We start from the raw sequence: 12207 nt of genomic DNA on the forward strand, positions 1-12207 counted from the left end.
CCGAACTGGAGTCAGCGCACGCCGCTGCGCAGACCTCGAGCCTTCTCCAGCAGCGCGAGATACTGGCCGCGATGTTCGATCAGGTCTTCCTGGTACTTCTCGGGCACCTTCGCCACCTTGGTGGCCCAGTAGTCGTACTTCTGGGCTGTCTGGATCAGGTTGAACTCTCGGTCCGCGGGCGCCATTTCTCGGAGATCCACGTAGCGCTGGGAGTACTTCTCGGCGTTCTGGATGGCGCGAAGCGCCCGGCCCTTCGGTGCCAGCAGCGAGGTGGTCACCGTGATGATCAGGACACCCACGATGACCAACAGCGAGAGTCCGGTTTCAATCTCGACCACGGAGACGTCTTCGCCGTTATTGATGAAGAAGAGGTTGTTCTCGTGCAGGGCGTGGATCATCAGTTTCACGCCGATGAAGCCCAGGATCAGCGCCAGGCCGTAGGAGAGGTAGATGAGCCGGTCCAGCAAACCGTCGATGAGGAAGTACAGCTGACGCAGACCCATCAGCGAGAAGGCCGTGGCGGCGAAGACGATGAACGGTTCCTGGGTGAGCCCGTAGATGGCCGGGATCGAGTCCACGGCGAAGAGCAGGTCGGTGCCGCCGATGGCGAGCATCACCAGCAGCATCGGGGTGAACATGCGCTTGCCGTTGACCCGGGTGGTGATCTTGTCCCCGTGGTATTCCTCGGTGGTGTTCAGGTGCCGGCGTGCGAAGCGGATGAAGAAGTTGTCCGCCTCGTCTCCCCCGGTGTCCCCAGCGAGCTCCTTCTTCAGCAGCTGGCCGGCGGTCATCAGCAGGATGATGCCGAAGAGGTAGAAGACGTCGCTCCAGAGGTTGATCAACCCGGCGCCGATGAAGATGAACCCGCTGCGCGCGATCAGCGCGAAGACAATGCCGAAGAGCAACACCTTCTGCTGGTACTCCCGGGGGACGTTGAAGCTGCCGATGATGACCAAGAAGACGAAGAGATTGTCCACCGAGAGCGCCTTCTCGGTGACGTAGCCGGCGTAGTACTCGGTGGCCATCTCCGGGTGGCCCAGGACGAAGAAGCCCAGTCCGAAGAGCAGCGCGACGCCCACGTAGAAGGAAGACCAGAGGGCGGCCTCTTTGATGGTGGGGGTGTGCGCCTTGCGCACGTGGAAGACAAAGTCGAACAGCAGCAGGCCGACGATCAGCGCAAGAGTGACGGTCCAGACCAGTGGGGAGATCTCCATGAAGGAGCCTTTCGCGAAGAAGGGTACAGCGATGTCTTCGCGAGTCTCTCCGCCTGAGTCCAGGCCTCTGTGTCCGGCGGAGCGACGATGCCCCGCGTGCTGACGACCACAGTGTTAGGGATACTCCCCCACGCTTGGATGATGATACACCCGGCAGACACCAGCCGCGTTGCAAAACGGTGCCCCTATGGCTCCTGGGGCACCGTCTTCTATTCAGGATGAGTGGCGGTGGCCAGACCGGTCTCTGCACATGATCGCTTGCCCCCAAGGCAACCTACGATCCCGGGGCGGGATCCAAAGCCGGGTCACGGCGGAGCACAAGCTGCAGATAGGGCGTCAGTGTCGAGAGATGGGCGATGGAGCTCTACCGAGATTCTTGAAAATAGTGTGGCAGATGGATTCATTCAGCCCTCACTAGATGTAGTCGTCGGTGCGGTTGGGAACACGAGCCGAAAGCGCCAGTCCCCCGAGTTCAGCGAGGGCCGATGGTGATTGTAATCGTGGACCCAGGCTCAATGAGTCAATGCTCGATTGTCTTCTGAGTCATAGGCGAGCCTATAGGCTCATTCAACGACCAGGGTCATGTTGAAGCGTTCCTCCATGCCGGGGGTCTGGAGCCTATAGGGCTGGGCGAACTGGTGCCTGATGCTCCCCAACGCCTCACCGCATTGATGAGATAGGTACCGGGCCCCGGTATTGGTCATGACTGCGATGATCCTGATTCCGACGGCCGGGAGGAAGGTCTGCGCTCGGCGCTAGAGTCCCGTCGCGGTGTCTGTGCACCTGTAATCGAGGATCTCGAAGTAGGCACGACCAAAATGATCAGCCACCGTGTGGTGGGAGTACGGTAGCCCCCGTTAGCTGCGAGACTTGAGCTGGCTGGTCTGGGATCGGTTGGCAGGTGGGACTGGCCCGTTCCACTCCGGGGATGTGACTCACCTGTTAGCTGACCTGCGTGTGTCTTCTAGAAGATTTGTCTGTTCATCGGAGTGGTCGGCCGGCACCCGCCTGGCCCGCGTCGGTAGCTTGATTAGAAGATTGTCCGCTCCTCATCGAGCGTGACTCATCACAGTGCTGTTCCGATGCGACCCCTCCCAGACTGGCAATGGCCGATGGCCGCCGCTGGACTCAGCCCACTGCGGAGCCGCCTTCGCTTCCCTCGCTGGAGTGGACCGTATTCCCGCGTCCTCCGGAAACATGGTCAGGCATCGCCTGAATCGTGGCGGCGACAGAAGTCTGAACAGTGCCCTACACCTGGTCGCTATATCGAGAATGACCCACGATGCCGAGACCCGTCAGTATGTCCAGATGCGACGCGAGCAAGGGCGGAGGCAGAGAAGAACGCCGCTGCCTCAAACGTTACCTGGCCCGCCGCGTCTACCGAACGCTCAATGCCTCTGCGGCAGCCCCCATCGTTGCTTGACAGATATAGAAGCTTCATAGAGGCACCCCCTGATCCTGGGGCACCAGTTCGCGCTGCTTGATCGCGGGAAGAGTTGGATCTCCGGTCTTGAGCGGATCCACGCCCGTGGACTCGCCAACCGTCGCCGGTCGGGACGCCAACCAACTTCTCGATATCGATGTGAAAAAGCTCACCAGGTCGACACTGCTCGTAAGGCACCGGGACAGGTCTGCGTATTGGGAGTCCGGTGGCATTATCCAGATGGGTCGATGGCGGCTTAAGGTATGGCTCCAGCACTCGGTCGACCGCGCGTCGCCGGGCGCTCCGAGTCGGTAAGCAATGCGGCGTGGTCCCAATCGGCGGATATAGCACAGTGCGATCATGCGTCTCTCGAGGCGGGCCCAGATCGGCGTGGGGCAGTGCCGGGGTCTGCTAAAGCGGTCATTCATGAACTCACGCTGACGGGAGCGGGAGGCCCGTCTCGATGCAGGTGCTGGGGCTCGGGCTGGAGAGACCTTGAACCGTGCGACAGCGCGGCGCAACGGAGCGTGATCCTCCGCATTGCGAATGGCCGGGTCCATGCCACCCAGAGTGGTCAGCGGTTCCTACGCGTGGGACACAAAGACTTCTGTGGTCAGGGTGCTGAGTGTGGTCGCCCAAATACTGCCCGGAGGTCCTCGCTAATCTCACCTGTCCACAACGCACCGACCAACAACAGTACAAGCCTCGCGAGGGGTCCTTCCCACCGCCAGCTCTTTCAGGTAATGCCCGCGGCCAGGGGCTTCATGCTCGATCTGGCGCACAGCCATGACGAGCTTGGACCAACTAGTGGGCAGCTCGACGTATAGCAGAACCTGAATCAGGGGTCACTGCTGGGGTCCCTAGTGATTCAGAAACCAGCCTACTTTCCCTGTAAACTACCTGATAACACAAGACCAAAAAAACCAGGCCAACCCTGGAATAAATCCACACCGTAGCGAAATCAATGACAGCCATGGACAGCACGGCGGCTAACGCGAAGTGGACTGCGCGACTCTTCGTAGTGACACCATGAAGACCCTTAATCACGAAGATCAAGTAAGGAATGTAGTAGGCGAAAAACCCCAAAATGCCCAGACCCGCCAGGAGTTCGAGGTAGTTATTGTCAGCGCTTGTGTACCACGAGCCATGCCGCTGAGAAAAAAGCACTCGAAAGGAATCGACTCCATGACCTAGGTACGGCGAGTCCTGAAACAGACGGAAGCTAAAGTCAACCAGTGAACTGCGTCCTTGTACGCTAGCATCGCCCGTTGCGTCGAGCAGAAGAAAACTCACAAAGGCCTCAAGCCTTTGCCCCACGAATTCATACAAAACAGGAACCCGAATGACCAGCGCATAAGCAACAGAAAACATAATTATCCCCCCAATGAAGGACAAAAATCTGCGGCCTGGACCCTTTGCGCCAAAGAAGTAAAATATGGCGAGAAAGAATAAAATTAGCAGTAAACCGCGTCTACTAGAGGTGAAAAGGAGAAAGACACTAAGGATCGCAATTGCTAGAAGGTAACGACTCCGCCGGGTTTCCGAAAACCTAAATACTGCAACCATAACGCCTGCCGCACACGCTAAAGCTAACTGACCTGCCGAAATTACGCCAACCATGGAGCGATCGTCCTGAAATGTGATCCCCTGGATTAGAACTACGTAAGACCCTGCCGCCAAGGCGGATATGACTATCCAGGTCAGACACAAATCCAATCGATTCTTGCGCCAAGAGACGAGGTTAATGAGCGCTATATACGAAATCAGTTGATAGGCTAACGTACCTACTCGCGCGGAAGAACTTTCGGGAGCAGCGGTCCACGCCAACGATGCTGCACTCAAAGCGACGAAAACTAAGGCAGTGCAGAGAAACGGGTTAAAGTGCAGCTTTTTTCCGGAAAGAAACTCTATCAAAAACACGCCGACAATGGCGATCCTTGAGACGGAATGAAACGCATGCCCGTCGGAAAAGAATATGGTCGTAAAAATGAAACCAGCAATAGCTATTTCACCGGGGCCAACATTGAAGATGCCAACCCCGTTGCGGTTGTCGACTTTTCCTCGCGTGTAATTAATCATAAATGATGACTCAATTCCACTAACCTAAAATGTTTTCTGGTGGCGTTCATTCAATGACAGGTTCTCTTTTCCTGAGGCTGAAGACTTAAAGGCCCATGAGGAACGCGCCAGGGCCCTCGATCCCAGCACCTTGGTAAGGAGACCGGGATCACTGAACCATTGTGGGTGCAACTAGGGTCTCCCATTCGGCCATAATGGCGTCCAAGGACAAACGGTCACGCAATTCTTCTGCAGCACGTCCGATACGGGCACTCAGGTCCTGATCCTCCGCGAGCCTTTTTAGAGCTTCGACTAGAGCGTCCACGTCATCGACAGGCACAAGAAGCCCGTTTACTCCATCTTCAATAACCATGCGAGCACCCCCGCAGGGACAGTCAGTACAGACAGTCGGCAGACCCAACGCCATAGCCTCCATCATCGAGTTCGACAAACCCTCGTAGTGTGAAGGTAGAACGAAGACGGCACAGTCTCGTACGACATCATGGACGTCGCTCCGGGCAGGGAGGACGCTTGCGACGCTACCAAGCGAAAGCGAATCAATCAGCGCAATGAGCGCGCAACGCTCCTTCCCGTCGCCATAGATCTCTAACGTGTACTCCGGGCAGCTCTTGTGAAACGCCGCAAACGCCCGGATCAACATTTCTAGGTTCTTTTGCGGCTCTAGGCGGCAAAAACTGACGACAGTCTTACGTCTTACTGTTGTCACAGGCGCCGGAAGTTCAGGACTGATGGGGTTTAGAATGACTGTCTTTGTGATTCTTTTTGAGAAGTACGACGCCGCCTCGTCAGTTTGGCAGACAAGCGCCTCTGCTGTTTGGTACAATATTTTCCTCAAGAAGTCAGTCGGAAAGTCGTTGCCCACCTGCGCTGGGTCGTTCCTCTCCGACACAATCACTCGATTGGGAAGGCCTAGACAGGCGACCAGCACCTGCATGTTGACGAAGTACTCGAAGGCAACGATCGAGGCCCCTGGATTTCGTTTGGCAATCCCGCGAATCCACCAGATGCGTCGTATTTTGGCCCAGACCCCATTACCTGGCCCCGCGTATTCCTTAAGGACACGATCATCGAGACGATACTCGCCTTCATGCGGCAAGAAGGACAGAACTCCCACTCGTCTTTCTCGAGACGAGAAGCTATTTACGAGTAGCGACAGAACTCGCCCAGCACCCCCGTTCGCTAGCACGTTGCTGACAAATATCACCTCGCGGTTCTCCATCGAGATGTTCAACGCACGCCTCACTTCTCGGGTCCGAATCGGGCGTTTTCGTACTTCGCTACTTCGAATTTTCTGTCGCTCGCGGGTCCATAGGACGCACGCCCATACGCGTGACTCGACGGCCTGGGGACATTGACTGCAGACTTAATGTCAACCGAATCACGCACTGTGAAGGTGATCTTGTGCTCCAAGTCCAGACGATCGAACTGACGCAGCTGGTCGTTCGTTGCGCCATTTTTATCGTTGAATTTGATGATCAACCTCTGCCAGTTGACTCTATTGACTCGAGACTCCCATTTCTTCCGAGCGACCTTCTCATCGTGTTGACGGAGCATATGTAACTCAACTTCTCCGAGTCGCGCCATTAGCCATGAGCCCGAGTTGCCCTTGTTTTTGAGGGTTGAACGCGATTTCGAATGCCTGGGCTTGACAAACTTCATGGGAGTGGCGAGACGGCGATCCAAGTCGCTCTTGAATTGGAGATAGTCACCGGGCATGAAGAACACGCCTAGAGTTGGACTCAGCTTCGGCAAACCGTACGTCTCATAGACAGTACCGCTCCAGCAATTTCTGGATATGATTGTGGAACCGGTGACCATAAAATTACGTTCAAAAAAACGTCGCACACTCGGAATTTGCATGCGATTCCTGATCGCAAGCCGCACTGTCTCCCACTTGAGCTTCTTCATTACGAACAGTCTCGCCCCTTCGGTTTCCACGCTCGATCGCACGGCAGGTAACTCACAAGTCAACCGCACTCCCTCGTAGATAGGCTAACTCACATGCACGATACTGAGGGCTAGCCCCTTGTTGGATGTTGACAGGGCCGGCAACTCAGACTTCTACCGCGCGGTCCTACGAGGGCGAAGCAGCAAGTTCCTCCCGTAGCGCGATAGCGCTGTACAGCACTCGGAGCCTCGCGGCCCCTTCTCTTGCCTCGTAACCCGCAGCTTGGAGTAGCTGCTGAGCATCTCGGGAGGCTGAGGTCCTATCCACTGGCACAGCGCACGCGATCCTTTCCGCCCAAGCGTAGAGGTCGCCTGCCGGAATCGCCTCTACCAGTCCCGTGACCGCACACTCATCGGTCACTGCCGTGCTTACAAGTGACGGTAGTCCACTGATTTGCCATTCGATGACGACATTCGGAAAACCCTCGTATAACGAGGGCAAGAGGGCGATGTCGAGGGCGTTTATAAACTCCGGCACCCGCGCGCTGCGGCCGAGAAACACCACTTCCTGCTCTATACCCAAGGCTCGAGCCTGGGCTTCAGCATCAGTCCGAAGCGCCCCATCCCCCACGAGGAACAGCCGAAGGTCCGGGTTCCGTCCTAGGGCTAATGCAAACGTCTCGATCAAGAATTTATGGTTCTTCGCCTCGTTGAAATTCCCAACGTGGCCGACAGCGACGTTCTCTTCTGACAGCCCGAGCTCGCACCGAACGAGCCGACGGGTCTCCGAATTGTAAGAGTACTCTCCGAAGTCTCGGCCGTTCGGGATCACTGTAAAGGTGCGAGTCCCAAACAGCCAGTGGCCTGCATCCCTTCCGCATGCCACACGATCCGTACACAGGTTCTGCATCACGGGACTGAGCAACTTGTCAAGAGTTCCGTACCTCCCTTGAGTGTTTCGAGAATGAACGATCCTTGCGCGAGCGCCAGTCCCGAGACAGGAGATCAGGTCGATGGCAACGGTCCCACTGTTCCCGTTTATGTGCACAACGTCATACTTATTCTGTCGGACTAAGCGGTGCAGACTGTGCATATAGGCGATAGGGCGCCTCCTTCGAGAAGGCAAAATATGTGTGCGGATTTGCGCCGCGTTGAGCTGCTCCAGTATTGAATCTGGGACACCATCGAACGCGATGGTGTCTACCGCCTCGATACCGTCGCGGTCCATCAAACCAAAATTCTGAATCGTCCACGAAGTAATGCCATCCCTGATGGCCCCGTTCGTGCTGAAAACTAGAACTTTCATGAGGGCCTTCCAAGACGGCGTAAATAGAAGAGAAACAGAACATTCTGTTGGCTGTTAGGGAGAAGCAAGACACGTCCGACACTGACATCGCGGTCCCGAGTTACATCAGTCAACGCAGCGTGGTCCGGTGTGAGCGTAGAGACTGGGTACAACTTTCGCAAACCAAGTCGCAGCGACAGCCTCAATCCGCACCGGGTCCACCGAGAATTTCACGTTACGAATACGCCCTACGACCGCCGCTAGGATCACAGCTACACCGCCCCGCGGAGGCAACCAACGATAGGTGAGCCGAATGGAGGGGGAGAATCCGGGAGAGGGCAGTGCCCGCAAGTGGTGGCACGCTCGAGACAATCCACCTGCGTACACGCAAGCCTTCAACACACTATTTGGTGGCACTCGAGGAGAGCGTAGGGCAATTGGGGCCATGTAGAGCGTACCTCGCAGCATCTTCGCCCGAGACCGCACAGCCGTGCATCCTGCGAAGGCCCTCTGATCTAGTATGTTGATGCGGCATGGACGGGCTGACCAAAATGACGCGGCAACCACGGGGCGCGGAAGACCCTATTTCCAGATCTGCCAGACATACTCCCGGGAATAGGCGAGCGAGAGGATGCAGGGATGATGGGCTCATATACGCTGCGCAAGATCAAGAGTGGGATTTTCTACAGGCTCCGACTCAATGAGCGTTTGCGGCATTGGGACGATGAGCGATATTTGAGGTTACTCTTCCGCGTGCGTACGGGCGGGCGGCTGGACCTCAGATCCCCCGAGACCTTCAGTCAGAAGCTTCAGTGGCTAAAACTCAGAGACAGGCAATCCATCTATACAACTCTGGTCGATAAGCACGATGTCAAAGCGTGGGTCACAAATCTTGTGGGCGAGTCCCACGTGGTGCCAACGTTGGGAGTCTGGAGCTCATTTGATGAGATCGACTTTGGCGCCTTGCCTGAGCAGTTTGTCCTTAAATGCACGCATGACTCGGGAGGTCTGGTGATCTGTGATGACCCCTCCGCTTTCGACGTTGAAACATCCCGTACGAAGATTAATAGAGCCATGGCCCGCAATTACTACCATTCCGGCCGCGAGTGGCCCTACAAAGATGTCGTCCCGCGCATTCTCGCGGAGGTGTATTTGCCTACCTGGACACCAGAGAGAGGATCGGCGTCTGCCGAAGACGCTCTACTGCCAACCTCAGCCGGATCCATTGAGATATCTGACTCGTCCGTGAGTCGGAACGGCCTTATCGACTACAAATTCTATTGCTTCCACGGTGAGCCCAAGTTCCTCTACGTGTCGCAGGGTCTGCACGATCACGACACTGCGAGGATGGATTTTCTCACCCTTGACTGGGAACTCGCTGATTTTGCGCGACCCGACTACACGCACTTCATAGATCTACCCGAAAAGCCCGTGGGTTTCGCGAAGATGATCGACATGGCCCGTCAACTCTCCAGAGACATTCCGTTCGTTCGCGTCGACCTATTCGAGCACTTCGGGCAAGTCCTCTTCTCCGAGATGACCTTTCACCCAGTGTCAGGAATGATGCCCATCCAGCCGAGATCCGCCGAGTTTGAGCTTGGCCAATTCCTAGACCTGTCAGCCGTCGAGCAATATTGATGGATTTTGGCAGGCATGACTTGCGGCGAGTGGATCGAACGGCGATTCGGAACGGTGCGATGTGACCGAGAATCTAGCTGGCAAGACTAAATCTGCCGCAAAATGGTCATTGATAACAGAGGCTATTGCAAAGATCACCCTACCGGTCTCGCAACTAGTCCTGGCCAGGCTCCTCGCACCCGAAGTATTCGGCGTGCTCGCAATCGTAATAATGGTGGCGAGCTTCGCCGAAATGCTCGCCGATGCAGGGTTTCAAAAGTATCTGATCCAGCACGAATTCCCCGACAAACGCAGCCTGTATCGTGCAGCCAACGTAGCGTTCTGGTCGAGTATGGCGATCTCACTCGTCCTTCTATTACTAATAGTTCTTCTCCGTGACCAATTGGCAACGTTGGTCGGAAATCCCGGTCTAGGAGTCCCGATTGCAATCGCGTCATTGTCACTTCCGATGTCGGTCGTCGTCAGCACACAGAATGCATTGTTCCGTCGTGCGTTCGTCTACAGGGCACTGCTCCCAATCCGTGTCGGAGTTGGACTCATTCCCCTTGTCGTGTCCGTCCCGCTCGCCATCTACGGGATGGACTACTGGTCCCTAATCGTTGGGGTCCTCGCGGCCCACCTGGTGAATGCGGTTGCGATGACGTGGGTGTCACCATGGAATCCTCGCTTGTACTTCTCCTTTGGCATCCTGAGAAGGATGTTTGGTTTCAGCGCCTGGACGCTCCTAGAAGCCATTTCAATCTGGGCGACTATGTGGGCGGGCACTTTCGTCGTGGGTACCATTCTAAGTCCACATGAACTGGGGCTATACCGCCAGCCAATGCTGGTCGTCACCTCCGCCTTCGCGGTTATTACAAGCGCGACGACGCCAATCCTTTTTGCAGCCTTATCTCGCTTACAAAATGACCCGGACGCCTATCGAAAATTCTTCTTCCGTTTTCAATTTTTGGTTTCCTTAGTTGTATTCCCAGCTGGTGTTGGAGCATTCTTCTACCGTGACTTCTTTACTGATCTTCTCTTCGGTCCAGATTGGGCTGAGGCGAGTCTCATGTTCGGCGCTTGGGCACTATCCACAAGTTCCAGTATCGTCCTCTCCCACTACTGTAGTGAAATCTTCAGATCCCTTGGTAAACCGCGTATCTCGTTGCTTTCGCAATGTTTGTATATGATGATCATGATTCCAGCCATTTACTTTGCCGCACTCGACGGCTTCGCGACGCTGGTCATTGTGAACGCATTGGTCCGTCTAGTCGCTATCGCGATCAGCCAGTGGATGGTCTTCTTAATCGCTGGTTTTGGATTTATCCGGGTGCTGCGAAACCTTTACGCGCCCTTGATATGTGCAGGCGTCATGGGAGTTGCGGCGGCCTGGTTTGCCCACCTATCAGAGGGACACTGGGGCTTCTCGACGCTGGGGATCGTAGGCTGCTCCGTCCTGTACGTTCTGGTATGTCTCTGCTTCCCTGACACGCGTACAGTCATACTCGACGCCGGTGCAACCGTGCTTCGCAGAGGCAGGCAGGAGCGAAAATCTGGCACTCTGTAGCGACTAATTGCTCCGACCACTTCACGCCGATCTCCACCGGAAGGTGACACTCCAGCCCATGACCAGCAATAGGCACCTGAAGACCATCAAGCGACTTCTGCGTTTTGTGCCAGACCAGCCCTACATCCAGCTCTATTATTTTGCGAAGTTTCGAAAGTTTGCCAATCTCCGAAAGCCGTCAACATTTAATGAAAAGCTTCAATGGATGAAGATCAACTATCGCGTTCCAGAATATTTTGACTTAGTCGACAAGTATGAAGTTAAGCGACGTGTGGCAGACGTCATCGGCGAAGCACATATCATCCCGACCCTGGCGGTGTATGACACACAAGACGACATTGACTTTGATGCACTACCGGACGCGTTCGTGCTCAAGTGCACGCACGATTCTGAGGGCGTGGTCGTCGTGGAGGACAAGAGCCGCATCGACAGGCCCGAAATCAGAAAGGGGCTCAAGCGAGCGCTGTCACAGAATTTTTATCATATCGGACGGGAGCCCCATTACCGAGATCTCCAGCCGAGAATTATCGCTGAACCATTCCTTGTAGATGACTCCTCCGGGCAGCTTATTGACTATAAGTTTTTTTGTTTCGGTGGTCACGTTAAAGCGGTACTTTTGGCGTCAGAACGACGTACCGGTGACGTTCAATTTGACTATTTTGACGAAACTTTTTCCGCGATCGATCATATTCAGTCACCCTCGAATCTAGCGTCTCCACCCCCAAAGCCCCAGCGTTACGCTGACATGCTGCGGATGGCGCGTGACTTATCACGGGGCCACCCGCACGTCCGGGTCGACTTGTACGAAGTGAACGGAAAAGTCTACTTCGGTGAGCTAACCTTCTACCCTGTCAGCGGATTCGTTTCCTTTTCTACACCCGAGTGGGATCGCGTTTGGGGTGATTGGTTGACTCTCCCGTCACCAGTCAAACCAATCTAATGCGAGAAGTAGAAGTTTAACGGCGGTAAATTCAATTACTAGAGCGAGGAAGACCTCCAAAGCCTCGCTGGTTAACCTGAGGGCATGTGGGTTCTTTAACACACAGTGAATCTCTTCCGTTGGCATTTCGGCCTGAATCTGAAGTAAGAGCCACACGCCTCCGTGCCTGCCCCAACCCGGCGGGAAACTGGATTG

The 12207-nt window shown here is 55.5% G+C and carries 8 protein-coding genes and 1 pseudogene; 4 read left to right on the forward strand and 5 right to left on the reverse strand.

Annotated features, from left to right (window positions below):
• Positions 1–11: 11 nt before the first annotated feature.
• Positions 12–1214, reverse strand: a complete 1203-nt coding sequence (locus tag LTI14_RS08660) for a TerC family protein (protein WP_241464482.1) — start codon at positions 1212–1214, stop codon at positions 12–14.
• Between the two features lie 1113 nt (positions 1215–2327).
• Between LTI14_RS08660 and LTI14_RS08665 the strand changes: the two are divergent.
• Positions 2328–2637, forward strand: a pseudogene (locus LTI14_RS08665) (transposase); the annotation flags it as partial.
• Positions 2638–3441: 804 nt separating this feature from the next.
• On the opposite strand, the gene LTI14_RS08675 reads toward LTI14_RS08665, so the two are convergent.
• The 4 genes from LTI14_RS08675 to LTI14_RS08690 form a co-directional block, all read right to left on the reverse strand.
• Complete coding sequence (locus LTI14_RS08675; RefSeq protein ID WP_241476267.1) at positions 3442–4716, reverse strand: O-antigen ligase family protein; 1275 nt, start codon at positions 4714–4716, stop codon at positions 3442–3444.
• 148 nt (positions 4717–4864) lie between these two features.
• On the reverse strand, positions 4865–5935 hold the full coding sequence (locus tag LTI14_RS08680; RefSeq protein ID WP_241476268.1) for a glycosyltransferase: 1071 nt from the start codon (positions 5933–5935) through the stop codon (positions 4865–4867).
• A gap of 20 nt (positions 5936–5955) precedes the next feature.
• Positions 5956–6624, reverse strand: coding sequence for a DUF1919 domain-containing protein (locus LTI14_RS08685; protein WP_241476269.1), 669 nt, complete (start codon positions 6622–6624; stop codon positions 5956–5958).
• A gap of 166 nt (positions 6625–6790) precedes the next feature.
• Positions 6791–7831, reverse strand: coding sequence for a glycosyltransferase (locus LTI14_RS08690; RefSeq protein ID WP_241476270.1), 1041 nt, complete (start codon positions 7829–7831; stop codon positions 6791–6793).
• Between the two features lie 696 nt (positions 7832–8527).
• Between LTI14_RS08690 and LTI14_RS08695 the strand changes: the two genes are divergently transcribed.
• The 3 genes from LTI14_RS08695 (at position 8528) to LTI14_RS08705 (ending at position 12012) form a co-directional block, all read left to right on the forward strand.
• Positions 8528–9526: an ATP-grasp fold amidoligase family protein gene (locus tag LTI14_RS08695; RefSeq protein WP_241476271.1), complete on the forward strand. Its 999-nt coding sequence runs from the start codon at positions 8528–8530 to the stop codon at positions 9524–9526.
• Positions 9527–9587: 61 nt separating this feature from the next.
• Complete coding sequence (locus tag LTI14_RS08700; protein ID WP_241476272.1) at positions 9588–11072, forward strand: lipopolysaccharide biosynthesis protein; 1485 nt, start codon at positions 9588–9590, stop codon at positions 11070–11072.
• Positions 11073–11130: 58 nt separating this feature from the next.
• On the forward strand, positions 11131–12012 hold the full coding sequence (locus tag LTI14_RS08705; protein ID WP_241476273.1) for an ATP-grasp fold amidoligase family protein: 882 nt from the start codon (positions 11131–11133) through the stop codon (positions 12010–12012).
• Positions 12013–12207 lie beyond the last annotated feature (195 nt).

Source organism: Nesterenkonia sp. YGD6, assembly GCF_022565895.1.
In the GTDB taxonomy this organism is placed as follows: domain Bacteria; phylum Actinomycetota; class Actinomycetes; order Actinomycetales; family Micrococcaceae; genus Nesterenkonia.

Bases quoted from the DNA above. Each gene is read 5' to 3' on its own strand.
- LTI14_RS08705 (WP_241476273.1), top strand. From the start codon at position 11,131: ATGACCAGCAATAGGCACCTGAAGACCATCAAGCGACTTCTGCGTTTT.
- LTI14_RS08675 (WP_241476267.1), bottom strand. From the start codon at position 4,716: ATGATTAATTACACGCGAGGAAAAGTCGACAACCGCAACGGGGTTGGC.
- LTI14_RS08685 (WP_241476269.1), bottom strand. From the start codon at position 6,624: ATGAAGAAGCTCAAGTGGGAGACAGTGCGGCTTGCGATCAGGAATCGC.
- LTI14_RS08660 (WP_241464482.1), bottom strand. From the start codon at position 1,214: ATGGAGATCTCCCCACTGGTCTGGACCGTCACTCTTGCGCTGATCGTC.
- LTI14_RS08695 (WP_241476271.1), top strand. From the start codon at position 8,528: ATGATGGGCTCATATACGCTGCGCAAGATCAAGAGTGGGATTTTCTAC.
- LTI14_RS08680 (WP_241476268.1), bottom strand. From the start codon at position 5,935: ATGGAGAACCGCGAGGTGATATTTGTCAGCAACGTGCTAGCGAACGGG.
- LTI14_RS08690 (WP_241476270.1), bottom strand. From the start codon at position 7,831: ATGGACCGCGACGGTATCGAGGCGGTAGACACCATCGCGTTCGATGGT.